The 24,718-nt window shown below is 71.5% G+C and carries 14 protein-coding genes and 4 pseudogenes; 9 read left to right on the forward strand and 9 right to left on the reverse strand.

The window, feature by feature from the left end; translation table 11 throughout:
• Positions 1 to 272 precede the first annotated feature (272 nt).
• From MXD62_RS04710 to MXD62_RS04720, 3 genes are all read left to right on the forward strand, one after another.
• Complete coding sequence (locus tag MXD62_RS04710) at positions 273 to 1,373, forward strand: NAD(P)-dependent alcohol dehydrogenase (RefSeq protein WP_248828201.1); 1,101 nt, start codon at positions 273 to 275, stop codon at positions 1,371 to 1,373.
• A 92-nt stretch (positions 1,374 to 1,465) separates the two neighbouring features.
• A complete protein-coding gene (locus MXD62_RS04715; RefSeq protein WP_248828202.1) occupies positions 1,466 to 2,983 on the forward strand; it encodes an AMP-binding protein in 1,518 nt (505 codons plus the stop codon).
• Positions 2,980 to 4,431 (forward strand): aldehyde dehydrogenase, encoded by a 1,452-nt coding sequence (locus MXD62_RS04720; protein ID WP_248828203.1) that lies wholly within the window; start codon positions 2,980 to 2,982, stop codon positions 4,429 to 4,431. The genes MXD62_RS04715 and MXD62_RS04720 overlap by 4 nt, the downstream gene beginning before the upstream one ends.
• Before the next feature lie 24 nt (positions 4,432 to 4,455).
• Here MXD62_RS04720 and MXD62_RS04725 read toward each other — a convergent pair whose 3' ends face one another.
• The gene (locus tag MXD62_RS04725) at positions 4,456 to 4,851 is read right to left on the reverse strand and encodes a hypothetical protein (RefSeq protein ID WP_248828204.1); all 396 of its coding nucleotides are present in this window, start codon (positions 4,849 to 4,851) and stop codon (positions 4,456 to 4,458) included.
• Positions 4,852 to 4,943: 92 nt separating this feature from the next.
• Here MXD62_RS04725 and tnpA point away from each other — a divergent pair.
• Positions 4,944 to 5,365, forward strand: a pseudogene (gene tnpA / locus MXD62_RS04730) (IS200/IS605 family transposase).
• Positions 5,362 to 6,560: pseudogene (locus tag MXD62_RS40045) on the forward strand (RNA-guided endonuclease InsQ/TnpB family protein). Before tnpA ends, MXD62_RS40045 begins: the two co-directional pseudogenes overlap by 4 nt.
• A 414-nt stretch (positions 6,561 to 6,974) precedes the next feature.
• Here MXD62_RS40045 and MXD62_RS39630 read toward each other — a convergent pair.
• Positions 6,975 to 7,268: pseudogene (locus MXD62_RS39630) on the reverse strand (hypothetical protein); the annotation flags it as partial.
• 154 nt (positions 7,269 to 7,422) lie between these two features.
• On the opposite strand from MXD62_RS39630, the gene MXD62_RS04750 reads away from it, so the two are divergent.
• Complete coding sequence (locus MXD62_RS04750; RefSeq protein WP_248828207.1) at positions 7,423 to 8,607, forward strand: amidohydrolase family protein; 1,185 nt, start codon at positions 7,423 to 7,425, stop codon at positions 8,605 to 8,607.
• A gap of 78 nt (positions 8,608 to 8,685) precedes the next feature.
• Here the strand turns inward: MXD62_RS04750 and MXD62_RS04755 are convergent, their stop codons facing one another.
• The gene (locus MXD62_RS04755; protein ID WP_248828208.1) at positions 8,686 to 10,146 is read right to left on the reverse strand and encodes an aldehyde dehydrogenase family protein; all 1,461 of its coding nucleotides are present in this window, start codon (positions 10,144 to 10,146) and stop codon (positions 8,686 to 8,688) included.
• Positions 10,147 to 10,376: 230 nt separating this feature from the next.
• Between MXD62_RS04755 and MXD62_RS04760 the strand changes: the two genes are divergently transcribed.
• The gene (locus tag MXD62_RS04760) at positions 10,377 to 11,462 is read left to right on the forward strand and encodes an acyl-CoA dehydrogenase family protein (RefSeq protein WP_248828209.1); all 1,086 of its coding nucleotides are present in this window, start codon (positions 10,377 to 10,379) and stop codon (positions 11,460 to 11,462) included.
• 4 nt (positions 11,463 to 11,466) lie between these two features.
• Entirely contained in the window at positions 11,467 to 12,627 is a 1,161-nt protein-coding gene (locus MXD62_RS04765; RefSeq protein WP_248828210.1) for an acyl-CoA dehydrogenase family protein, read from the forward strand.
• 169 nt (positions 12,628 to 12,796) lie between these two features.
• Here MXD62_RS04765 and MXD62_RS04770 read toward each other — a convergent pair whose 3' ends face one another.
• Entirely contained in the window at positions 12,797 to 13,576 is a 780-nt protein-coding gene (locus MXD62_RS04770) for a FadR/GntR family transcriptional regulator (RefSeq protein WP_248828211.1), read from the reverse strand.
• Positions 13,577 to 13,937: 361 nt separating this feature from the next.
• On the opposite strand from MXD62_RS04770, the gene MXD62_RS04775 reads away from it, so the two are divergent.
• Entirely contained in the window at positions 13,938 to 16,541 is a 2,604-nt protein-coding gene (locus MXD62_RS04775) for a sensor histidine kinase (RefSeq protein ID WP_248828212.1), read from the forward strand.
• 54 nt (positions 16,542 to 16,595) lie between these two features.
• On the opposite strand, the gene MXD62_RS04780 is transcribed toward MXD62_RS04775, so the two are convergent.
• The 5 genes and pseudogenes from MXD62_RS04780 to MXD62_RS04800 all read right to left on the reverse strand — a co-directional run bounded on the left by MXD62_RS04780 (position 16,596) and on the right by MXD62_RS04800 (position 24,547).
• Positions 16,596 to 17,846, reverse strand: coding sequence for an ABC transporter substrate-binding protein (locus MXD62_RS04780; RefSeq protein ID WP_248828213.1), 1,251 nt, complete (start codon positions 17,844 to 17,846; stop codon positions 16,596 to 16,598).
• 449 nt (positions 17,847 to 18,295) lie between these two features.
• Positions 18,296 to 18,451 (reverse strand): annotated as a pseudogene (locus MXD62_RS04785) (CoA transferase); the annotation flags it as partial.
• Positions 18,447 to 21,323: a branched-chain amino acid ABC transporter permease/ATP-binding protein gene (locus MXD62_RS04790; RefSeq protein WP_248828215.1), complete on the reverse strand. Its 2,877-nt coding sequence runs from the start codon at positions 21,321 to 21,323 to the stop codon at positions 18,447 to 18,449. The pseudogene MXD62_RS04785 and the gene MXD62_RS04790, both read right to left, overlap by 5 nt.
• 56 nt (positions 21,324 to 21,379) lie before the next feature.
• Entirely contained in the window at positions 21,380 to 22,636 is a 1,257-nt protein-coding gene (locus tag MXD62_RS04795; RefSeq protein ID WP_248828216.1) for an ABC transporter substrate-binding protein, read from the reverse strand.
• A gap of 678 nt (positions 22,637 to 23,314) precedes the next feature.
• Positions 23,315 to 24,547 carry a CoA transferase gene (locus MXD62_RS04800; protein ID WP_248828217.1) on the reverse strand — a complete coding sequence of 411 codons (1,233 nt, stop codon included), beginning with the start codon at positions 24,545 to 24,547 and terminating at the stop codon, positions 23,315 to 23,317.
• Positions 24,548 to 24,718: the final 171 nt, after the last annotated feature.

Below are 24,718 nucleotides of genomic sequence, written 5' to 3' on the forward strand. Positions count from 1 at the left end.
CGGGATGTCGCGGGCACGGGCCACCGCGGACCGCCGCGGTGCGGCGGTCTCCCCGTCGCGCCGCGGGCGTCCCCGGCGGCCGGACGGGCTGCGGGCGCGGACAGGCCGGGAGCGTCCGGTGGTGCGTCCGCGCCGGCGGCCGCCGCATCTGCCTACTTCTGGTGATATTGAAACATCTAGATCTATGACTTAGGGTTCCGGGTGAACGGCCCGCGTGCCGGAGACGCGCCGGCAGGCCGACGAGCGGACGACTGGAACTGGGAGAGCGCGGGATGAAGGCGACTGCGGCGGTGCTCCGGCAGGCGGACGGGCCCTACGTGCTCGAGGAGGTCGAGCTCGATCCGCCCGGACCCGGCGAGGTGCTGGTCCGCGTGGTGAGCGCCGGCATGTGCCACACCGACGTCGTGCCGCGCCAGGACGGGGCGCCGGCGCCGCCGCCGATCATCACCGGGCACGAGGGCGCCGGCGTGGTCGAGGCTGTCGGCGAGGGCGTGGCGCGGGTGTCGGTCGGTGACCACGTGGTGCTTTCGTTCGACTCCTGCGGCGAGTGCCCGAGCTGCCGCCGGGGCGCCCCGCCCTACTGCGATCTGTTCCTGTTCCGCAATTTCTTCGGTCGCCGCCTCGACGGCACCACCGGTGTCCGCGACGCCGACGGGGGCGAGATCGCCTCGCGCTGGTTCGGCCAGTCCTCGTTCGCGACCCACTGCGTCGCCGCGGAGCGCGGCGTCGTCGTGGTGGACCGGGACCTGCCGCTGGCGAAGCTGGGCCCGCTGGGCTGCGGCATCCTCACCGGCGCCGGTTCCGTGCTCGTCGACCTGAACGTGGGGGAGGGGGACAGCATCGCCGTGTTCGGCGCCGGTGCGGTGGGCCTCGCGGCGATCATGGCGGCCCGGGTGGCCGGCGCGGGCCCGATCATCGCGGTCGACCTCCACCGGCACCGGCTGGAGCTCGCCACCGAGCTCGGTGCCACCCACGTGCTGGACGGCGCCGGCACGGATCTCATCCCCCGGATCCAGGAACTGACCGGGGGCGGGGCCCGGTTCGGCTTCGACACCACCGGAAACGTCGCGGTCATCGCGACCGCCGTCGGCGCGCTGCGGACGGGCGGGCACTGCGGGCTGGTGGGCATCCAGACCGAGCCGATCACCTTCGGCCCGGTGGCGCTCCTCGGCAAAACGGTGTCGAGCATCCTCGAGGGTGGCGCCGACCCGCAGATCGTGATCCCGCGGCTCCTCGAACTGCGGCGGGCGGGCCGCTTCCCGTTCGACCGGCTGATCGAGACCTACCCGCTCGAGGCGATCAACACCGCGGAGGAGGCCTCGCGGTCGGGCAAGGTCGTCAAGCCGGTCCTGCTCCCGTCCGGGCAGGCCTGATCCGTCGACGGCAGCGGCGCGGGCGAGTCCGCACCGAGGTGGCCCGGACCGAGGCGGTCCGCGCTGAGGGAGTCCGCACCGGAGGAGTGTGCATGGACATCGAGCATCCGAAGCGGTTCGCGGCGTCCGCGCCGGACCGGCCAGCTGTGATCATCGGCGATCGGGTGTTGTCGTACGGGGAGCTGGAGCGGCGATCCAACCAGGTGGCGCAGGCGCTGAGGTCGTCCGGGCTCGGCGTCGGCAGCCACCTCGCCGTCCTGATGGAGAACCGGACGGAGTACTTCGAGGTGGTCTGGGCGGCACTGCGCGCCGGCCTCCTGGTGACGCCGATCAACTGGCATCTGTCGGCCGCCGAGGCCGGGTACATCGTCGCCGACTGCGGTGCCGCCGCGCTGGTCGTGTCCGCGCCCCGGGCCGACGTGGCCGCCGGGATCGACGCCCCGGCGCTGAAGGTGCGGCTCGCCGTCGGCGGGCCGGTCGACGGGTTCGACTCGTACGAGGAGGTCACCGGTGCCCAACCGGCGTCGCCGGTCGACGACGAGTGCGAGGGCACCTGGATGTTCTACTCGTCGGGCACCACCGGCCGGCCCAAGGGGATCACACCGTCGAGTGTCGGTGGCCCGGTCGGCGCGGGCGACCAGTTCACCGGGATGGTCAGGCTCCTGTACGGCGCCGACGAATCGACGCGTTACCTGAGCCCGGCGCCGCTCTACCATGCCGCGCCGCTGGCCTGGGCGACCGCGGTCCACCGGATCGGCGGCACGGTCATCGCCACCGAGCGGTTCGACCCGCTGGAGTTCCTCCGGCTCGTCGAGCGGCATCGGGTGACCTTGAGTCAGGTGGTCCCGACGCACCTCGTCCGGCTGCTGAAGCTGCCCGCGGCGGACCGGGCCCGGTTCGACCTGTCCAGCCTGCGGACGCTCGTGCACGCCGCGGCGCCCTGCCCGCCCGAGGTCAAGCGGGCCGTCCTGGACTGGCTCGGGCCGGTCGTGTACGAGTACTACTCCGGCAGCGAGGGAGTCGGGTTCTGCGCCATCGGTCCCGAGGAGTGGCTCGCCCATCCGGGCTCGGTCGGCAGGTCGCTGCTGGCCCCGGTGCACATCGTCGACGGGGACGGCGACGAGGTGCCGCCGCGCACCGAGGGCCGGGTGTACTTCGAGGTGGCTCGGCCGTTCGCGTACCACGGTGACCCGGAGCGGACGGCCGGCGCGTTCGACGAACGAGGGTGGGGCACCTTCGGCGAGGTCGGCTGGGTGGACGAGGACGGCTACCTCCACCTCACCGACCGGGTGTCGAACATGATCATCTCGGGTGGCGTGAACATCTACCCACGCGAGGTCGAGGACGTGCTGATCCTGCACCCCGCCGTCACGGATGTCGTCGTGATCGGCGTGCCGGACGCCGAGATGGGCGAATCGGTGCGCGCGGTCGTCCAGCCGGCGGAGCCCCCCGCCGACACCGCTGTGCTCGAGGCGGAGCTCATCGCGTTCGCCCGGGACCGCGTCGCCCACTACAAGTGTCCCCGCTCGGTCGTGTTCCTGGCCGAGCTGCCGCGCCTGCTGACCGGCAAGGTCGCGCGGCGCCTGTTACCCCCGGAGGTGACCGCGTGACGCCTGTGATCGAACGCGACCAACTGCTCATCGGCGGCCGCTGGCTCAGTCCCGCCTCGGCCGGCCGCATCGAGGTCCGCTCGCCGCACGACCAGCGCCTCGTGGCCACCGTCCCGGCGGCCGGCCAGGCTGACGCCGACGCGGCCGTCACCGCGGCACGGGCTGTCCTGGCGGATGGCGACTGGGCGGCGACCACCGGCGGCGAACGCGCCGGCCTGATCCGCAAGGTGTCCGGCGGGCTGCAGGCCCGGGCCGAGGAGCTGGCCGGGCTGGTCACCGACGAGATGGGCGCGCCGGCGAAGTTCTCGATCTTCGGCCAGGCCATCAGCCCCGCTCTCATCCTGGACGGCTTCGCCGACGTCGCCGAGCGGTTCGCCTTCACCGAGGAGCGGGCCGGCGTGATGGGGCCCTGCCTGGTGCAGAAGGTGCCGGTCGGGGTGGCCGTCGGGATCGTGCCGTGGAACGTGCCGGTCTTCATCTCGTGCATGAAGCTCGGCGCGGCGCTGGCGGCGGGCGCCCCGATCATCCTGAAGCCGGCGCCGGAGGCGCCGCTGAGCGCGTTTCTGCTCGCCGAGGTGCTCCTCGAGGCCGGAATCCCGGCGGGCGTGGTGAGCATCCTGCCCGGCGGCGCCGACCTCGGCCGGTACCTGGTCGCGCACCCGGGCGTCGACAAGGTGTCGTTCACGGGAAGCACCGCGGCCGGCCGGACGGTCGGGGCCACCTGCGGGGAGCTCGTGAAGCGGTGCACGCTGGAGCTCGGCGGCAAGTCGGCCGGCATCATTCTCGACGACGCCGACCTGGCGACCGTCGTCCCGCAGATCCTCGGCTCGGGGCTGCAGAACAACGGTCAGGTCTGCGCCGCGCAGAGCCGCATCCTGGCCCCGGCCGCGCGCTACGACGAGGTCGTCGACGCGCTCGCCGACCACGTGCGCACGCTGGTCGTCGGTGACCCGCGCGACCCGGACACCGACGTCGGCCCGGTCGTCTCGGCCCGCCAGCGGGACCGTGTCGAGGGCTACATCGCCGACGGCCGGGCCGGTGACGCCCGGCTGGTGGTCGGCGGCGGCCGGCCCCCCGGCCTCGACGCCGGCTTCTACGTCGAGCCGACGCTGTTCGCCGACGTCGACAACGCCAGCCGGATCGCCCGGGAGGAGATCTTCGGGCCGGTGGTGACGGTGATCCGGTACGCGGGCGAGGACGAGGCGGCGGCGATCGCCAACGACTCCGAGTACGGTCTGTCGGGCTCGGTGTGGACCGCCGACACCGCCCGCGGCGTCGCGCTGGCCAGCCGGATCCGGACCGGCACCTGCGCGGTCAACTCGATCGCGATCGTCGAGCCGCGCAGCCCGTTCGGCGGGTTCAAGCAGTCCGGGATCGGCCGGGAGATGGGCCCCGAGGGCGTCGAGGCCTACACCGAGACCAGGACGGTCGTCCTGCCCTTCGGCTGACTCCGCCCACCGGGCTTACCCCACCTACCGGGCCGGGCCCGCCCCGAACACGTGCCGACCGTTGATCATCGGCAGGTCGAGGAAGGTGCGGATCCCGGGCCGCGCCCGGCAGACCGGCCCGATCGTATGCACGGCGTGCATCGCCGTGCCGAGGCAGCCCTGGTCGGTCTCGTCCTCCCCGTGGACGGCGATCCTGGCCTCGATCACCATCGACGGCCGGCCCTCGACGGCTACCCGCCAGCCCCGGCCGGTGGGCCAGTCCGGCGCCTGCCCGGACCCGACGCGGGTGATGTGCTCGACGGTCAGCGCCGGGCGGCCCCCGATGACGGCGGTGCAGGAGAACCGCTGCGCCGAGACGGTGCCGGCCACCGCCGGGTCGGACATCGGCACGGCGGCGCCGGGTGCCCGCCCGAAACCCATCAGGATTTCCCGAGGGGGCTGACGTCTTCAGGCGTGAGGGGAGTCGGGTACGGACCGTGACCGTTGGTGTACGTCGCTGGTATGTTCGGATCATGGTTCGGGGGGTGATGGTGGGCGTGGGTGGTGTCTACGACCTTGGGTATCGCAGGGTGTGGTGCCCGAAGTTCCGCGGCCCTGTGCTCGCTGGTCCTGTCGGTGACCGCTGTGCGGAGCTGGTCCGACGGAAGTGCGCCGGGTATGGGTGGATGGTCGTTGCGTGGAGGTCATGCCCGACCCTGTGCGCCTGTTCGTCAAGGCTCACCTGAAGCACTTCCCGTCGTGTGTCGCCAACCAGCTCAAGGGGTTGACGTCCCGGGTGCTGCGCGCGGAGTTCGGGCATCTGTGTTCCCGGTTGCCGGCCATGTGGTCGCGGTCGTACTTCGCCGCCACCGTCGGCGTGGTGTCCGCTGAGACTGTCCGCCGGTACGTCGACACCCAGGACGAGTGGCCGTGGCGTGTGGAGCGGGCCCGGTGAGGCGGGCGTTCAAGTTCCTGCTCCGCCCGACGGCGCGGCAGGCCACCGCGCTGACGGCGATGCTCGATGATCATCGGGCGCTCTACAACGCCGCGTTGCAGGAACGACGCGACGCCTACCGGCATCCGTCGAAGGCGACGGTTCGCTACGGCGACCAGTCCGCCCAGCTCAAGGAGATCCGCGCCTGCGACCCGGATCAGGGCCGCTGGTCGTTCTCCTCCCAGCAGGCCACCCTGCGTCGCCTCGACAGGGCGTTCGCCGGCTTCTTCCGCCGCGTCAAAGCAGGCGAGACCCCTGGCTACCCGCGGTTCAGAGGCGCGGGCCGGTTCGACACGGTCGAGTGGCCGAGGGACGGGGACGGTTGCCGGTGGAACTCCCAGCCTGAGCATCCCACCCGGACTCGGGTCCGGCTTCAGGGTGTGGGTCACGTCAAGGTGCACCAGCATCGGCCGGTGGCGGGCACGGTCAAGACGGTCTCGGTGAAGCGGGAAGGTCGCCGCTGGTATGTGGTCCTCTCCTGCGACGACGTGCCCGCGCGGCCGCTGCCGGCCACCGGGGTGGTGGTGGGGGTGGATATGGGTGGGCGTCGCTGGTGACCCTCTCGGATGGCCGTCAGGTCGGTAACCCGCGTTTTCTTGCCGTGGCGGCCGGTCGGCTTGCGCGTGCGCAACGGGAACTGGCCCGTAAGAAGCGGGGGTCGACCCGGCGCCGGAAGACCGTCGCGAAGGTCGCCGCCCTGCACCGCAGGGTTCGCCGGCAGCGCTTCGACCTCGCTCACACGGTCGCACGCGACCTGGTCCGCGACCACGATCTGATCGCCGTGGAGGCACTGCGGGTCGCGAACATGACCCGCCGGGCCGTGCCGAAACCCGACCCCGACCGGCCTGAAGCTTTCCTGCCTAACGGGCAGGCGGCGAAGTCCGGGCTGAACAGGAGCGTTCTGGACGCGGGGTGGGGGGTGTTCCTCGCTGTGCTGCGTGCCAAGGCTGAAAGTGCCGGACGGGTGGTCGTCGAGGTGAACCCCGCCAACACCTCCCGCACGTGTGCGGTCTGTGGGCACTGCCACGCCGACAACCGCAGGACACAGGCCGCGTTCGTCTGTGTCGCGTGCGGGCATGTCGCGCACGCCGACGTGAACGCGGCGATCAACATTCTTCGGGTCGGGCTGGCCCGTCAGGGCGCGGAAGCGGCCTGAGAAGCCGACGGCTCCAACCGTCGGAGGAGTCACGATCTCGAAGAGCATGCCGGCGCTGTCGTAGGTGGAGTAGTCGAGCAGCTCCTGGACGAGCAGGGAGTCGATCCGCCGGAACAGCGGGGACATGGTGAGGGGCAGCACCTCGGCTGCCCAGCCGGGTTCGATGCCGGTGCCGTGGAAGGACGTCCCGCCCTCGGCGCAGGCGGCCTCGAGCCGTTCGACGACGCGGCGGCCCGCGCTGCGCGGGTAGATGTGCGCCGTCACCGCCGTCGACACCACGTTCTTGCCCGCCGCGAGCAGCCGGCAGATGTCGTCGAGCGCGCCGGCCGGGTCCATCTCGCCCTGCGCCATGTACAGGACGCAGTCGGCGTCGAGGACGACGATCTCGTCCCGGTTGCGGGTGGCCGGCACTCCGAGCTCGCCGACGCCGCAGAGCTCGCCGACGTCCCGGCCGGCCTTCGCGTCGCTGTACACCAGGGCGCCCATCAGTTCCAGGTCGGGATGCCGGCTGAGGGCCGCGACGGCGTGCCGGCCGACGCTCCCGGTGCCCCACTGGATCACTCGAAGCACGGTCGCCTCCTGGTCCCGTCGTGGCCGCGGGTACGCAAGATATCTATATGTTAATGGGAGTGCAATGCCGCGGACGGACCGCTCGGACCGGCTCGTGCCGGGCTGGGTGAGACGGGGTCGGACGTCGTCCGGTCTCACGGGGCCGGCGGGTTTCCGGCGGTGATCGGGCGATCGTCGCGCGCCGGCCCGCAGCGGACCGGACGTCCCCAGTCGACTGGAAAAATCTAGATGTTATCGCCTAGACTCCGGGTGACCGAGGAGTCCGCGGGGGTCGAAACGGAGAGGATGCGCGATGGAGCTCGACTTCGGAGCGATCGACGCCGACAACCACTACTACGAGTCGATCGACGCGTTCACCCGGCACCTCGACCCCCGGTTCAAGACCCGGGGCGTCCGGGTCGTCACCGAAGGCAAGCGGACGCACATCCTCATCGGTGGGCGGGTCAATCGGTTCATCCCGAACCCGACGTTCAACCCGATCGTCGTGCCCGGCTGCCTCGACCCGCTGTTCCGTGGCCAGGTGCCCGAGGGGGTCGACCCGAGAACGCTGATGCGGGTCGAACCGCTCAAGGTGGAGTACCAGGGCCGTGACGAGCGCGTCGCGGTGGCGGAGAGCCAGGGCCTCGACGCCGTCCTGCTGTTCCCGACCCTGGGCTGCGGCGTCGAGGAGGCGCTGAAGCACGACGTGGACGCGACGATGGCGAGCCTGTCGGCGTTCAACCGGTGGCTCGAGGAGGACTGGGGCTTCGTCCACCGCGGCCGTCTCGTGTCGGCGCCCATGCTTTCGCTGGCCGATCCGGAGGCGGCGCTGGCCGAGCTCGACAGCCTCGTCGAACGTGGCGCCCGCATCGTGCACATCCGGCCCGCGCCGGTGCCGGGCCGGCACGGCACGTCGCGGTCGCTGGGTGACCGCGCGCACGATCCGGTCTGGGCCAGGCTGGCGGAGGCCTCGATCCCGGTGGCCTTCCATCTCGGGGACAGCGGCTACAACGCCTTCACCGCCATGTGGGGAGGGTCCGCCAACTTCGAGGGCTACGGCAGGGTCAACACGCTGAGCAAGATCCTCGTCTCCGACCGGGCCATTCACGACACCGTCGCCTCCCTGGTCGTCGACGGGGTCCTACACCGCCATCCGACCCTGCGCGTCGCGAGTATCGAGAACGGCTCTGACTGGGTGTCGCTGCTGGTCAGGCGGTTGCGGAAGCAGGCGAACCAGACGCCGTGGGACTTCCCGGAGGAGCCCCTCGAGGCGATCCGCCGCAGTGTCTGGGTGACCCCGTACTACGAGGAGGACCTGCCGGCGCTGGCCGAGCTCATCGGGGTCGAGCGCGTGCTGTTCGGCTCCGACTGGCCCCATGGCGAGGGGCTGGAGCAGCCCCTGGACTTCCTCAAGGAGCTCGACGGCTTCAGCGGGGCCGAGGTGCGCAGGATCATGCGGGACAACGCGATCGAGCTCCTCGGCTCCGCGCCGCTCTGACGGTGCGGTCGCTCGGGCAGCGCGGTCACCCCGGTGACCTGGCCGAGTCGCCGCCCGGGCGACCGGTGGCGAGGTTGGTCAGACGGGCCACGCCACCGTCTTGGTCTCGGTGAAGATCTCCAGGCCCTCGAGGCCGCACTGACGTCCGACACCGGACTGTTTGTAGCCGCCGAACGGGGCGTCGGCGCCGTACCACAGGCCGCCGTTGATGCCGAGCGTCCCGGTGCGGATCCGGCGCGCCACCGCCTTGGCCCGGTCCAGGTCACCCGACGTGATCACCCCGGACAGCCCGTACGGGGAGTCGTTGGCGATGCGGATCGCGTCCTCGTCGTCCTCGAAACCGATCACCACGAGGACCGGCCCGAAGATCTCCTCCTGCGCGATCGTCATCCCGGGCTCGACGTCGGCGAACAGCGTCGGCTCCACGAAGTACCCGCGGGTGAGGTCCGACGGCACGCCGCCGCCCACCACGACGCGCGCACCCTCCCGGCGGCCCTTCTCGATGTAGCCCAGGACCCGCTCCTGCTGACGCTTCGAGACCTGCGGGCCCTGCAGCACGGACGGATCGGTCGGGTCGCCGTACCGGACGTCCTCGAACGCCGCCCGGGCCAGTTCGACCGCCTCGTCATAGCGCGAGTTCGGGACCAGCAGCCGGGTCGGCATCGCGCAGCCCTGACCGCCGTGCATGCAGACCATCGCGGCGGGCGGTACGGCCTTGGCGAGGTCGGCGTCGGCGAGGACGAGATTGACCGACTTGCCGCCCAGCTCGAGGAAGGTGGGCTTCACCGTGCCGGCGGCCGCGGCCATGACGCGGCGCCCGGTCGCCGTCGAACCGGTGAAGGCGACCATGTCGACGAGAGGGGAGGTGGACAGGACCTCGCCGACGAGGTGGTCGGAGGACGGAACGATGTTCACGACGCCCGGTGGGATGTCGGTGTGCTCGGCGATCAGCCGGCCGATGCGGGTGGCGTTCCAGGGGGTGTCCGGCGCCGGCTTGAGTACGCAGGTGTTACCCATGGCGAGGACGGGCCCGAGCTTGTTGAGCGCGATCTCGAACGGGAAGTTCCACGGCACGATCACGCCGACCACGCCGAGAGGCTCCTTCCAGACCTCGCGGGCGGACGGGAACCCGAACCCGAAGGCGTCCTTCGGGGGGAGCGTGCGTGACCAGGGGAACGACTCGATCATCTCCGCCGGCCAGCGCAGCGCCTCACGCAGCGGGGCGTCGAGCTGCGGCCCGTAGGTCGTGATCACGGGGCATCCGACCTCGGCGACGAGCTCGGCGCGCAGGTCCTCGGCCTCGCGCTCAAGGGCCGCCTGCAGTTGCAGCAGAGCGGCGTGGCGGCCGGCGTGGTCACGGGACCACGCGGTCCGGTCGAACGCGGCGCGGGCCGCGGCGACGGCCCGCGCCATGTCGGCGGGGGAACCGTCGGCCGTGGGGCCGAGCACCTCCTCGGTGGCCGGGTCGATGTTGTCGAAGACGCGGCCGCTCGCGGCCTCGACGAGGCTGCCGTCGATCAGCATGCGGTGCTCGGGCATCAGTCCTCCAGGGAAGCTGACGTCGTGGACTGGCAACCGACGTTACCGCATCGAAGCCAATAGATCTATATATATGTGATGATGGAGGGTTGGGTGGACGGCGTCCGCTCACCAGGTTTCCGTGGCGGCCGGCCTGCTCCGCCGCCGAATCGGGATCGCATGCCTGGAAAAAATGTATATGTTTTGGTAGCCTCTGGCTGTGCGGATCGTGCTGCCATGGACCTGAAGCCATGGACCTGAGGCTCAGTGCGGAACAGCGGGCGCTCGTCGCCTCGTTCGCCGAGCTGCTCGCGAAGCACGCCCCGCCGGAACGGGTGCGGGCCGCCGAGCCGGTGGGCTTCGATCCGGTGCTCTGGGCGGTGCTGCGCGACGTCGGAGTGGTCGAGATGGCCGTCCCGGAGGAGCGCGGTGGCTGGGGAGCGGCGCTTCTCGACCTCGTCCTGGTGGCCGAGCAGGTCGGAGCCGCGGTCGCGCCGGCGCCCGTCGTCGAGACGCAGGCCGCGGCCTCGCTGCTCGCTGTTCTGGCCGGCGCCGGCCTGGACGGCGCCATCGATGTCAGCGACGCCGATGTCAGCGACGTCGACACCGACACGGCGCGTACCGCGCTGACGACCGCCCTGCGCGGGGAGCGGCTGGTGACGCTGGCCGTGCGCCCCGCGCATGGCGGCACGGCGTCACTCGTGCCCGCGGCGGCGGTCGCTGACGACACCATCGTCCTCGACGGCGAGCGGCTGCTGCTCGTGCCGCTGCGCGACGGGACGCGCCGCGCCGTCGCCAACCTCGCCTCCGCCCCGCTCGCGGACGTCACCCTGGACGCCGGCGCGGTCGAGCTCGCGCGCGGCCCGGCGGCGGTCGCCGCCTTCGAGGCCGCGCTCGACGACTGGCTGGTGCTGACCGCCGGCGGCCTCGTCGGGGTGGCCGCGGCGGCGCACCGGGCCACCTGCGAGTACGCGCGGGAGCGGCGGGCGTGGGACATGCCGATCGGCGCCAACCAGGCGGTGTCGCATCCGTTGGCGAACGGAGCGACGGCCCTGGACGGCGCCCGGTTGCTGGCGGTCAGGGCGGCCGCGGAGCCGGGGCGGGGATCGCCTCGCGCCCGCGAGCTGGCCGCGATGGCCTTCGCCTTCGCGGCGGAGACCGCCCGGCAGGTGACCTACGACGCTGTCCACTTCCACGGCGGCTACGGCTTCATGTTCGAGTACGACCTCCAGCTGTACTACCGGCGGGCGAGGGGCTGGGCGCGCGTGTGGGGCGAGCCGCGGGACGCCTATCGGCGGGCGGCCCGGGCCCGGTACGGCGGCGACACGGAGGTCTGAGCGCGTGGATTTCGAACTGGACGAATCCGTGTCGGCGTTCCGTACCGAGGTACGGGAGTTCCTCGCGCGGGAGCTGACGCCCGAACTCGACGAGCGGGTGTACCGCAGCGGCGTGTCACACGACGCGACCTTCGCCCGGCGGCTGGCCGAGCGCGGCTGGGTCGGCCCGGGCTGGGAACGTGACGACGGCCACCGGCGGCTGAACCCCTACGAGGTTCACGTCCTCGAGGAGGAGCTGACGAGGGCGGAGGCGCCGATCTACGCCGTCGCCACCACGGAGATGGTCGCCAACGTCATCCGGGTGGTCGGCTCGGCGGAGCTCAGGGCTGAGATCCTCCCGCGGTTCCTGCGCGGTGAGCTCACCATCGCGCTGGGCATGACCGAACCCGAGGCGGGCTCCGACGTCGCCGGTGTGCGTACCCGGGCCCGCCGCGACGGCGACCGCTGGATCGTGGACGGCCAGAAGATGTTCACGACCAACGGCCACGTCACCGACTACATCTTCCTGCTCACCCGCACCCGTCCCGACGGCCCGAGGCACGCCGGCCTCACTTTGTTCCTGGTGCGGCTCGACCAGCCCGGCATCGAGGTACAGGCCGTGTACACCCTCTCCGGGGAGCGGACGAACATCGTGTTTCTCAGCGGGGTGGCGGTCGAGGACCGCTGGCGTATCGGCGAGGTCGACGGCGGGTGGCGGGCGCTGATGCTCGCGCTCCAGGACGAGCACTCCGCCGCGTTCAGCCCGCACCTGGACCGCCTGCTCGGGGCGGTGGAGGATTGGGCACGCGCCAGCGGGCGGCTGAACGAGCCCGACGTGCAGGCGCGGCTCGGTCGCTGGGCGGCCGCGCTCGAGGTCGCCCGGCTGCTGGAGCTGCGCACCACCTGGATGAGCGCCACCGGGCAGGTCCCGGTGGCCGAGGGCCCCATGTCGAAGCTGTTCAGCACCGAGTCCCTGGTCGCCGCCGCCGAGGACCTGACCGAGCTGGTCGGGCCGGACGCCCTGCGCAGCCGGCTCGACCCCACGGCGCTCGCCGACGGCCGCATCGAGCACGCCCTGCGGTTCTCGCTCGGCACGGCGATCTACGCGGGCACCAGCGAGATCCAGCGCAACATCATCGCTGCGCAGGCCTGCCGCCTGCCCCGGAGCCGGCACCCGTCCGGCTGACAGGCGCCGCGCCCACGAGGTGTCGATCTCGGTGAGGGCAGTGGCCGGGCGGCGAGGGAGACCACGGTCACGGTCATGCGTTCAGCGAGTCCGGCCTGCCGATCCTGATGCTGCTGGACAAGATAAAGGGCCACTGGGCCGGTAACCAGCCGCTGCGTGCGGACGAATATCAGTACTGATGTTGCATCAGGTCGATGACTGATTTGGCGCCCTGGGAAAACAGCACCTTTCCCACCCTCGTCATGTGTTCTTTCCAGTGTTCTTCCGCGCCGGCGGCGTCGCCCGCCTCGATGAGGCCTGCCAGTCGGGCCTGGGAACGCAGTCCACGTAGTCGGGTGTCCGTGGTGTCTTTTCCGTCCTCGGGTCGGCTGACCGCGGCGACGGCTCGGCTGACAATTTCGTTGAGCATTTCCGCGACAATGCCCAGGGTCTGGTTTCCGGCCAGTTCGACGAGTCGGGCGTGAAAACGCGAGTTGGCGTTCCCGAACGCCTCGGGGTCGTCGATCACCTCGAGCTGCTCGGCGGTGAGCCGCCGTAGTTCGTTGGCCGCCGCGAGACGACCCCGGGACGCGGCGACAAGCCGTGCGGCGACCGGTTCGAGCAGGCTACGGGCGGCGTGGACGTCCGCGAGCGGCACGTTGCGGGCCTGGAGCACGAGGGCCGCGGTGCGCGCCGTCATCCGCTGGTCGGGCCGATGGGCGACGATTCCGCCGAGGACACCGCGTTTGACCGAGATCAGCCCCTCGGTCTCGAGTATGCGCAGGGCTTCGCGCAGGGATGGGCGGGAGACCCCGAAGCGTTCCACCAGGTCCGGCTCGTGGCCGAGCGATTCTCCCTCCGAAAGATCGCCCTGGACGATGAGCTGTCGAAGCTCGTCGGCAATGCGCTGGGGCTTTTCGCGCAGCGTCGCCCGGTCGCGATTCCGTGCTTTTCTCGGCTCGGCCACCATGATCGACCTTCTCTCCCTCGGCCGCTTCCGGTAGCCGACATGGACCTGATGTGCAGGGTGGTGCACCCGCTGTTGTGCCTCGATGGCCCGCTATGGCTCGACACCGCTCGGTGGACCAGTTTTTGCGGTTGACCCAGCTTACCGGGGCCAGACGATACGGAGTTGACAGCCGGGCGCGACCCGGCCCGAGGCCGTCGGCACGGACCTCGGGACCCCGTTGAGACCGGCCGCTGCCTGGACACCAGTGGCCACCCGGCGATGATTCCACGGCGGCATCGTCCGGGTGCGCCGATACCCAGGGGACGTTCGGCCACTCGATGGTTGCTGGGATGCCCGGTGAGCTTCGTGGCAGGGTGGCGTCATGGGGACGTCAGACGGGGGCGGGGGCCACGAACGCCCGCTGCCGTCGGGCGACCGGGCCTCGCCCGTGGCTCTCGGGGCTCCCCCGGCCACGCCGATGTCGGCACCGTGGCCATCGGTTCCGTTCGCGACCGGCCGTCCCGGGTACCGCGACGACCTGGCCGGCGCGGCGTCATCCCGGGCCAGCGCGGCGTTGGAGCGGTCGACCGTCCGGGCGCTCGCGGCGCTGCGGTCGGCCGGCCTCGTCCTGACGCCGGTCTACCTCGCGGTGTGGAACTCCTGGTACGCGCACGAGGCCGCCGCGGTGGCGGTCGTCGTGGCGGCCTCCGCGTGGGGTGTCCTCTTCGTGGTCGTCAGCCTGCGCCACGGTGTGGGCGTGCCGCTCGCTGCCGGCACCGTCGTGGCTGCGGCCGCCCCCGCGGCGCTGAGCTCGGTCTGCCTGCCGCCGGCGTCCGCCGGTGACACCGGGAGCTGGGTGATGCTCGCCGTCTTCCATGCCGGGCTGACGGCGGCGTGGGCGCTGCCGCCGCGCGCGTTCGCCGCTGCCGAGACCGTTCTGGTGGTGTCGGTCGTCGTCGGCGGACATGACGGGCGGCCCCAGGTGTTCACCGCGGTCACCTTCACCCTGGTCGTGCCCGTCCTGTTCGCGCTCGCCGCGTGCCGCCTGCGCGAGTCGACCAGGCGGGCGGACGACCGCCTCACCTCGGCGATGCTCGGCCACCGGGCCAGGGTGCTCGTGCTCGCGCTCGACCGTGACCGGCGGGAGCGCCAACGGCTGCTGCACGACACTGTCCTCAACATCCTGACGGGCATCGCCTGGGGCGGCGGGGACGATCTCGCGCTGGCGCGGCGCCGGTGCGCGGCCGGCGCCGCGGCGGTGCGCCACCTGCTCGCCCACGATCACGGCCCACCGGCCATCGGCCTGGACGCCGCTCTCGCCGCGGTGGTGAGCAGCACCCGGGAACGCGGCCTGACCGTGCACCTGACCGGAACGGCGCCGCTCGAGCACGGGCAGCCGGCCGACGGGCAGCCGGCCGACGGGCAGCCGGCCGACGGGCATCCCGCCGCCGGTGAGGAGGCCGGCGGGCCGTCGGCGGCGGTCGTGGCCGCGCTGGCCGGCGCCACCGGTGAGGCGTTGGCCAACGTCGAGCGGCACGCGGGGACGGGCGAGGCGTGGGTGTGCCTGGAGCGGTCGCCACGGCGGCTGACGATCCGGGTGAGCGACCGGGGCGCCGGCTTCCAGCCGGGCAGATTCGCTCCCGACCGGCTCGGGGTGCGTCAGTCCGTCCTCGCGCGGGTCCGGGACGCCGGCGGCCTGGCGACGATCGACTCCGCGCCCGGGCGCGGCACCACCGTGACGCTGACCTGGCCGGACCACGGCGCGAACGCGGACCCACGTCCGGCCGCCGACAACAGCGCCGGCAGCGCATCCGGTAGCCGGGCCGGTGCGGAGACCACGCGTGAGACGACCGCGGCGGACCTTCGGTACGACTACGCCGCCGGCCTGCGCGTGGTGATCGCCGCCCTCGCCATCGCCTGGCAGGTCCTGATGCTGCTGCCGCTGCTCGTCACGCTGGGACGGGTCCACTCCGCGGCCACGGCTGTCGGTGTCTGGCTGGTGCTCGCGGCCGCGACGGTCACCGTCGCGTCGGTGGTCCGCCGCCGTCCGCTGTCGGGGCCGGAGGCGGCCGGTGTGACGGCGCTGGCCATCGGGGCGGTGCTGGCCAGCGCCAACGTCGACGACGGCGACCTGCTGCGGGTGGTGAACTGGCCGCTGATCGCGGTGGGGTTACTGGTCGCGTTCGTGACGGCGTCCCGGCGGGCGGTGGAGTCGCTCGCGGCGATGGCCGTCGTCGTGGCCGCCGTGGTCGCGACCGTCGTCGTCCGCGGCGTGACGGATCCGCTCACCGTCTCGCGGCTGCTCTCGCTCGCGTACGGAATCACCGGGCTTCAGCTGATCGTGGCCATGATGGGACCGTTGCTGCGGCGGACCGCCGACACCACCGCGCGGGCCGTCCGCGCCGAGGCGGAGACGGCCGCCGGCCGGGACTCCGACGTGATGATCCGCCGGGAGCGGGCGCGGTGGCTGGGCGCCATCCGCGACGACGTGCTGCCGACCCTCGACGCGCTCGCCGACGGGACAGCCGACCCGCGGGACCGCCGGTGGCGTCGGCAGTGTGCCCGGCAGGCGGCGGCGATCCGCCGCATGCTCGTCCAGGGCGGTTCGCCCTCCACCCTGGCCATGCTCGCCGCCGACATCGAGGCGGTCGTCGCCGCCGCGGAGGGCCGCGGGATGACCGTCGAGGTGCAGGTCGCGGGGGAGCCGGCGAACATTCCGCTGGAGCTGCGGGCCGGGCTGGTCGACCTGCTCGACCGCACGCTCGCGGTGCTGCCGGAGAACCGGGCGCTGCTCACGCTGTGGAGTGACGCCGAGGGCGGCAGCGTCTTCGTCTCGGCAGCCTGGCCGGGCCAGACGGAGCCCCCCGCGCTGACCGGAGCCGTCCAGGCGATCGTCGATGTCGACGACGGGCGGATCACGGTCGAGCTGCGCTGGGACACCCGCGGTCCCGAGGGTGCAGGCCGGCGGCCTGCCGACGCCGAGTGACATCGGCAGGCCGGTCATCCCGGTTGAGGCTGTGACAGCGAGCTGGCCGTCGTCTCAGTCCTCGATCGGCGTCACTCCGACCGCCTCGTACGTGGTGGGCTGGCCCTTCTTGTCCAGGGTCGTGATGAGACCGCCTCGGGAGCATTCCGCCGGGAGGGCCGGATAGGCCTTGCCGTTGCAGCGGAACCGCAGGCCGGTCGCGCCCGGCAGGTCCTTCTCCGGCATTGCCTTGATCTTGGCCGTGACGGTGGCCGGGGTGAGGTCGCCCGTGATCCCCTCGAGGGCGGAGTGGAGGGCGGAGACCGTGAGGTACATGCCGGCCGCCCCGGCCTCGGTCGTGTCGATGTCCTTGCCGTAGGTCTTCATCACGGCCTCGAAGCGGCGGATCGCCGGGTCGTCCGAACCGAGCGGGGCGGACGCCGTGACTGTCATCCCCTCCAGGAAGTCGCCGGGCACGGCTTCGCGGGTCGCGTCGGTGATGCAGTGCGCGATGGCCGCGAGCGGCCCGTCGTACCCGACCGCGCGCAGTCCGTTGAAGGCGCTGATGCAGAAGGCGTCGCTGCCCACCACCTGCACGATCCCGGGGTCGCCGCCGACGATGCTCTGCATCTGCGGCGTCATGTCGGCCGTGCCCGGCGGGACCAGGATGACGTCGAGCGCGATGCCCTGCTTCTCGAACTGAGGCCTGGTGAGCTGGTAGAGACCGGTGGTGACGGGCAGGTCGATCGCGATGACCGTGACCTTCTTGGCGCCCTCGTCCTTGGCCACCTTGATCGGCATGGTGACCAGGGGGAAGAACTGGTCACTGAGGGCGAAGGTCGACTCGCCGTCGGCGAGCGACCCGGCGCCGTTGGCGGTGTAGGACATCACCGGGACGTGCGCGGCGTGCAGCGGCGCCCAGATCTGCTCCCCGGCCCCGGAGGAGCCCACGACGACGGCGGTGACGTTCTCCTCGATCATCCGGTTCGCGCAGTCGGTGGCCTTGGCCGGGTCGGCCAGCGCCTCGCACTGCACCAGTTCGATGGGCCGGCCCGCGATGCCGGAGCCGTGCTCGTTGAGGTACTTGACGGTGGCCTCGGCGGTGGTGAACTCGTAGGACAGGTCCGCGGCGGGGCCCTGCCCGTCCGAGACGATACCGATCTTCACCGGGTCGCCCTTTGCCTGGGCCACCGGGCCCAGGATCTCGGCGGTGGTCCCGGTGTCGCCCGCCGTCCCGCTGCCCTCGTTGTCGTCACTGTCACCACAGCCGGCGAGGAACAGGCTCCCGGCCAGGGCGCCTAACGCCCCTAACGCGGCTAAGCGCACGCCTACCGGCTGTCCCGGTTGCCGCCTGCGCGTCAACCTATCGAGCAGGATCCCCGACTTCTGCATGTTGATGTCCCTCGTCTCGCGTTGGGTGTGCTGTACCGCCGCCGGCCGGGACGGTGTGGTTCGTGGCGAGACCACAGGTCCCCGGGTCACCCGCCGCCGGCACGGTCGAGTTCCCGGCCAGCCGATCCCGTCGAATCGGACCGCCGGTCCGGTATGCAGGGAGCCACCGTACGGACCACCGGTCCGCCTCACAAGCGGAATCCGAAGAAAGACGCAGGTGACGATGGTCTGAACGGGCGAGCCGAGGCGGACGGATCGCTGCCGGTGGCCGTTCGGCGACCCGCACGGCGACGGCGGCTGCCCGGATACTGGGCGTGGGTGATGCGCCCGTGGACGAGTCCGCCGGGTAGCGGTCGCGTTATCTGACGTTCCCGTGGCCCGGGTCAGATCGCCACGCCGTCGATCTTCAGCTGGATCATCTCGTCGTCCGACCAGCCCAGCTCCCGCAGGATTTCGTCGGTGTGCTCGGCGAAACGCGACGCGCGGCCGAGTTCCGCGGGTGTCTCGTCGAACTGGACGGAGTTCACGACGAGCTCACGAGATCACCGCTGGGGTGTCGTGGGTGGTGCCGAGGTAGGCATCGGCGACGGCCCGGCTGGCGCGGATCTCGGCCGGGGTGCCTTCGGCGATGACCGTTCCGAAGTCAAGCACATAGATGTAGTCGCAGACGCCGAGCACGAGGGCGATGTCGTGGTCGACGAGCAGCAGTCCGACGCCGGACCGGCCGATCGCCTGGATGCGCCTGCCGAGCCACGCGGTCTCGGTGGAGTCGAGTCCCGCGGCCGGTTCGTCGAGCAGGAGGATCCGGGGGCCGGTGGCACAGGCACGGGCGATCGAGACCAACTGGCGTTCACCCTGGCTGAGCTCACCGGCGGGCCGGTCGGCCCGGTCACCGATGCCGACGAGGTCGAGCGCGGCGTGCAGGGCACGGTGAAGCCCCTCGCCGCGGGTGCCGAACAGGGCGGCGCCGACGTTCTCCTCGACGGTGAGGTCGTCGTAGAGCTCGAGGGACTGGAAGGTCCGGGCCAGGCCGCGCCGCACGAGCTGGTGCGGCGCCAGCTGGTCGATGCGCTGCCCGCCGAACCGCACCTCGCCCTGCGCTCGGGTGAAGCCGGTGACCGCGTCGATCACGCTGGTCTTGCCCGCGCCGTTCGGGCCGATCAGGCCGACGATCCGCCCGGCTGGCACCCCCAGCGAGACGTCCGAGACCGCGACCGTGCCGCCGTAGCGCACGGTGAGCCCGGTGACGTCGAGACCCGGCGCCCCTCCCACCGCCGCGTCCACAGCGGTGCCGGCGTCCACAGTGGTGCCGGCTTCCGGGGCAGCTGCCGTCTCCGAGGTCGCGTCCGCCCTTGCGACCGCCGCCGGCTTCCCCCCGGTCGGAGCGTGCTGCGCCGCCATGTCCTGTACTGCCGCGTCCCCCGCTGCCACGCTCTGTGCCGGCGCGGACGGTGCCGGCTTTCCGCCGATCCGGCTCCGTCCGCCGCGAAGGCGGGCCAGGCGATCGGCGAGGTGGTGGCCGGCGCTGGCCGCCCCCTCGGGGTGGACGAGGACGACGGCGACCACCCCGAGCCCGGAGAGGACGGGGAACCAGTCCCCGAGGTCGACCCACCGGTCCAGGGCGATGAAGATGATGCCGGTCCCGGCCGTCACGCCGGCGAGAATGCCGCCGTACACCGAGGTCACTCCGGCGAGGTACGCCGTCGACAGCAGAGTCAGGCCACTGATCGCGGTGAACGATTCGTAGGTGACCGTGCTCTGCCGGTAGGCGAGCAGGCTGCCGCCGAGACCGGCGATGAAGGACGCCAGCGCGAAGCTCGCGACCTTGATGAGCACGACGTTCACGCCGATGCCGGCCGCGGACCGCTCGTTGGCGCGGACGGCGAGCATGGCCGACCCCAGCGCGCTTCTCCGCAGGCGGGCGACGCCCCACGCGGTGGCGACGAGCACGGCCAGGCAGAGCAGACCGAACTGGACGCGGGGGAACGCGTGACCGGTGCCGATGCTCAGGTCGAGGCCGAACAGCGAGGGCTGGGTCACCAGGGCGCCGCTGGCGCTGACGATGTCGGTGTTGCGGAACCAGACGGCCTCGATGGCGTGGGCGAGGGCGAGGGTGACGACCCCGAGGGTCAGGCCGCGCAGCCGCAGGGCGGGCAGCCCGACGAGCACACCGAGGACGGTGGCGACCAGGGCGGCCAGCAGCGGCGCGAACGGGAACGGCACATGCCAGCTCCGGGTGAGGCCGGACAGGGTGAAGGCGGCGCTGCCGGCGAGGGCGAGCTGGGCCAGCGACACCTGGCCGGCGTAGCCGGTGACGACGACGAGGGACAGTCCGATGACGGCCGCGATGAACGTGCCGATGACGGCGCTGCGCCAGGTTCCGTCGGTGGCGAGCAGCGCGATGACGCCGATCAGGGTGCCGATGACGGTCGGCAGGAGCAGCGAACGTGGCCGGGGCGCCCGGCCTAGGGGCTGGCGGACGAGAGTGCCACGCACGGGCAGGCCCCGTCCGGTGGCCAGCAGCGCCACCAGGATCACCACCAGTGGCACCAGCTCCGCCGACCCGCTCTGCGGCAGCCAGGAATGGTTCGCGGCCAGCGCGATCGCCTCCGCCTGGAGCATGCCGATGGCAAGCCCGGCGGCGGCGGCCGGAAGCAGATGCTGGAAGCCACCGACGACCGTGGCGGCCAGCGCCGGAACGACGAACAGGGTGTAGGTGGCCGGCGCGAGCGGGGTCAACGGGGCGATGAGGATCCCGGCCGCGCCGGCGACCGCGCTGCTGATCATCCAGTTGAGCAGGGCCACCCGGTCGGGGTTCACGCCGCTCACGTACGCGCCGGTCTGCGACTCGGCGGTCGCCCGGGTCAGCAGGCCGAATCGGGTGAAGCGGTAGACGGCGGTCAGCGCGAGGGTCAGCACCAGCACTGACAACGCGAGGTAGAAGCGGTCGGAGAGCACGGTCAACGAGCCGAGCCGCCAGCGTTCTCCCGGGAAGATCGTCTTGACGCTGACCGGTGCCACGCCGACCCGGATCACCAACAGCGACTGGATCACGAGGAGAACACCCAGGGAGGCGACTGCTCTGGCCAGCGGCGGCGCCTCGCGCAGCTGTCGGAACACCAGGAGGTAGAGCAGCGCGCCGAGCAGCGCGCCGATCGCGAGGGCGGTCGGCGCCGCCGCGGCGAAGCCCAGCGGCCTGCCGAGGCCGACCGACGTCGGCAGGCCGGGCACGAGCACGAGCAGCTCGCCGTCCCGCAACCAGGCGTACGTGTAGGCGACGTAGGAAGCGATCGCTCCGGTCGCGAAGTTGATGACACCCGAGCTGCGGTAGGTCAGCACGAGTGCCACGGCCAACGCCGCGAACACCCCTCCGTTGCCGAGCCCGAGGAGGAGCGAGGCGACATGATCCATGACGATCTCCCGACGTCGTCCCGGTCGAGGGCTGTGACAGCGAGCTGGCCGTCGTCTCAGTCCTCGATCGGCGTCACTCCGACCGCCTCGTACGTGGTGGGCCGGCCCTTCCCGTCGAGGGTCGTGAGGAGACCGCCCCGGGAGCATTCCGACGGGGATGCCGGATACGCCTTGCCGTTGCAGCGGAACCGCAGTCCGGTCGCGCCCGGCAGGTCCTTCTCCGGCATTGCCTTGATCTTGGCCGTGACGGTGGCCGGGGTGATGTCCCCAGTGATCCCCTCGAGCGCGGAGTGGAAGGCGGAGACCGTGAGGTACATGGCCGCCGCGCCGGCCTCGGTGACATCGATGTCCTTGCCGTAGGTCTCCACCACGGCGTTGAAGAGGCGGATCGCCGGGTCGTCCGAGCCGATCGGGGCGGTCGCGGTGATCGTCATGCCTTCCAGGAAGTCGCCGGGCACGGCTTCGCGGGTCGCGTCGCTGACGCAGTGCGCGATGGCCGTGCGCGGCCCGTCGTACCCGACCGCGCGCAGTCCGTTGAAGGCGCTGATGCAGAAGGCGTCGCTGCCGACCACGTGCACGATCCCGGGGTCGCCGCTGATGATGCTCTGCATCTGCGGCGTCATGTCGGCGGTGCCCGGCGGGATCAGGATGACGTCGAGCGCGAGGCCCTGCTTCTCGAGCTGAGGCCTGATGATCTGGAAGAGGCCTTTGGTGATGGGCAGGTCGATCGCGATGGCCGTCACCTTCTTGGCGCCCTCGTCCTTGGCGACCTTGACCGGCAGGGTGACCAGGGGGAAGAACTGGTCGGCCAGGACGAAGGTCGACTCGCGGTCGCCCAGCGACCCGGCGCCGTTGGCGGTGTAGAACATCACCGGGACGTGCGCGGCGTGCAGCGGCGCCCAGATCTGCTCCCCGGCCCCGGCCGAGCCGACGACGACGGCGGCGACGTTCTCCTCGACCATCCGGTTCGCGCAGTCGGTGGCCTTGGCCGGGTCGGCCAGCGCCTCGCACTCCACCAGCTCGATGGGCCGGCCCGCGATTCCGGAGCGGTGTTCGTTCAGGTATTTGACGGTCGCCTCGGAGACCTTGAACTCGTAGGAGAGGTCCGCGGCGGGGCCCTTGCCGTCCGAGATGATTCCGATCTTCACCGGGTCACCTTTTGCCTGCGCCACCGGGCCCAGAACTTCGGCGGCGGTCCCGGTGTCGCCCGCCGTCCCGCTGCTCCCGTTGTCGTCGCTGTCGCCGCAACCGGCGAGGAACAGGCTCGCGGCCAGAGCGCCTAAAGCTCCTAACGCGGCTAAGCGCACGCCCACCGGCTGTCGCGGTTGCCGTCCGCATGCCGACCTGCCGAGCAGGATCCCCGAATTCCGCATGTTGATGTCCCTCGTCTCGAGATAGGTGATCTGTACTTCCGTCGGCCGGGACGGTGTGGTTCGTGGCGAGATCGCAGGCCGCCGGGCCGCACCCGCCTGGCGGTGCGGCCGGGTCCCCGGCCGGTCGATCTGTCGAGTCGGACCTCCGGTCCGATATGAACGGCCACGGTAAGGACCGCCTGTCCGTTTCACAAGCGGAATCTGGAGAAATATGCAGGTGGCGATGCTCCGAGTTGACGGGCTGAGGCGAGCGGACCGCTGCCGCCACACATTCGGTGATGCGCGCGGCGGCACACCGGAATCAGGTTCTGGGCACACGGGAAAGCCGGTCAGCCCGGCGGTGAGCGACATCGACGTCGGCGTCTGCCGGCACATTCTGAAACGGCCCGGGAACCGGTGTGGGTTGCGGTGAGCCTCTCCGTGGAGAGTTTTCGGTGTCGGATGGGTGACGGCAGTACTTCCGATCATGTGATCGGTGCTTACGGTGCGGTGCGTGGCGGGTTTCTCAGCGGCAGGCGGCGAGTAGTGGGCGAATGCGCGGGGTTCGCCGACCGGGCGCAGACCGGGGGCCTGGTGCTGATCGGGTGGGTGATACCTCGGACTTTCCCGCGGCCCGGGTCAGGTTGCCACGCCGTCGATCTTCAGCTGGATCATCTCCTCCTCCGACCAACCCAGCTCCTGCAGGATCTCGTCGGTGTGCTCGGCGAAGCGCGGCGCGCGGCCGAGGTCTGCGGGTGTCTCGTCGAACTGGACGGGGTTCGCGACGAGCTCACGGTTCCTGCCCTCGGCGTCGACGAGGGTTCCTATGTTTCCGTTGGCGCGCAGCGAAACGTCCTGGCCGACGTCCCAGGCGTCCTGGACCACGGCCCACTGGCCCTTCATCCCCTCGACGGTTTTGAGCCATTCGGAGTAGGTCAGGGAGGCGATGATCTCGGCTACCAGATCGGCGGCCTCCGCGGCGTTCATCATGATCTTCTCGGTCGAGTTGAACCGTTCGTCCTCGGCGAGCTCCGGGCGCCCGACGACCGTGCAGAACTCCGGCCAGTACACCCCCGGCTGGAGCATCGACAGCTGGAGCCACCGGTCGTCCGCGGTCCGGAAGGCGCCGATCAGCGGGTTCGTCGGCGCGCCGTGCCGGGGCTCCTCGACGTCCGGCAGCGGCCCGCCGGCCAGCAGGGCCAGGTTCACCGAGAACTGGGTGGTCCATGCTCCGACGCCGAGCAGGGACACGTCCACCACCGAGGGCTCACCGGTCGCCGCGCGCCGGTAGAGGGCCGCGGCGATGCCGCCGGCGATCGTCAGCCCGCCCATCGAATCGCCGTAGGCGCCGGCTGGCATCTTCGTCATCCGCTCGGCTCCGGGTGGGGTGACGCCCGACGCGCTGCCGCCCCGGGCCCAGAACGCGGTGCCGTCGTACCCGCCCTTGTCACGCTCCGGGCCACGCTGGCCGAAACCGCTGCCCCGCACATAGATGATGTTGGGATTGATTGCCCTGATGTCCTCGAGGTCGATCTTCAGTCGGGACCGTGACCTGGGCAGGAAGTTCGTCACGAACACGTCGGCCCGCGCGACGAGCTTCTCCAGAACGACGCGCGCGCCGGGTTTTTCGAGCGCGAGCCCGATGCTGCGTTTGCCGCGGTTGGGGGCCTCCATGATGGGAAAGAACGTGTTTCCGTTGCTGGAGACATCGAGACCCAGCAGCCGGATCAGCCCGCGTTGGGCGTCGCCGTACTCGGCGTGTTCGACCTTGATCACGTCCGCGCCCCAGTCGGCCAGAACAGCTCCGGAGGCGGGGACGAAAGTGTATTGGGCGACCTCCAGTACTCGGACGCCCTCCATCGGTCGAGCCATCTGCGCCGCCTCCCGTCGCGCCACGTCGGTACCGATATATCCCACCGGCCCCCACGGCCTGTCAACTGCGTCTTTGTATTTAGTTGCCGAGCAGTCCCTCATCCGTCCGGATGCTCCATTACTTGTCGCAAAGCAGATTCAGGCCCGCCCGGGCCTGTTTGTTGATCCGAA

This window comes from Frankia sp. Mgl5, assembly GCF_023242985.1.
GTDB classification, from domain to species: domain Bacteria; phylum Actinomycetota; class Actinomycetes; order Frankiales; family Frankiaceae; genus Parafrankia; species Parafrankia soli.

Coding starts and splice junctions, on each gene's coding strand:
- MXD62_RS04710 (WP_248828201.1), top strand. CDS start 273: ATGAAGGCGACTGCGGCGGTGCTCCGGCAGGCGGACGGGCCCTACGTG.
- MXD62_RS04725 (WP_248828204.1), bottom strand. CDS start 4,851: ATGGGTTTCGGGCGGGCACCCGGCGCCGCCGTGCCGATGTCCGACCCG.
- MXD62_RS04775 (WP_248828212.1), top strand. CDS start 13,938: ATGGGGACGTCAGACGGGGGCGGGGGCCACGAACGCCCGCTGCCGTCG.
- MXD62_RS04755 (WP_248828208.1), bottom strand. CDS start 10,146: ATGCCCGAGCACCGCATGCTGATCGACGGCAGCCTCGTCGAGGCCGCG.
- MXD62_RS04800 (WP_248828217.1), bottom strand. CDS start 24,547: ATGGCTCGACCGATGGAGGGCGTCCGAGTACTGGAGGTCGCCCAATAC.
- MXD62_RS04750 (WP_248828207.1), top strand. CDS start 7,423: ATGGAGCTCGACTTCGGAGCGATCGACGCCGACAACCACTACTACGAG.
- MXD62_RS04715 (WP_248828202.1), top strand. CDS start 1,466: ATGGACATCGAGCATCCGAAGCGGTTCGCGGCGTCCGCGCCGGACCGG.
- MXD62_RS04770 (WP_248828211.1), bottom strand. CDS start 13,576: ATGGTGGCCGAGCCGAGAAAAGCACGGAATCGCGACCGGGCGACGCTG.
- MXD62_RS04760 (WP_248828209.1), top strand. CDS start 10,377: ATGGACCTGAGGCTCAGTGCGGAACAGCGGGCGCTCGTCGCCTCGTTC.
- MXD62_RS04790 (WP_248828215.1), bottom strand. CDS start 21,323: ATGGATCATGTCGCCTCGCTCCTCCTCGGGCTCGGCAACGGAGGGGTG.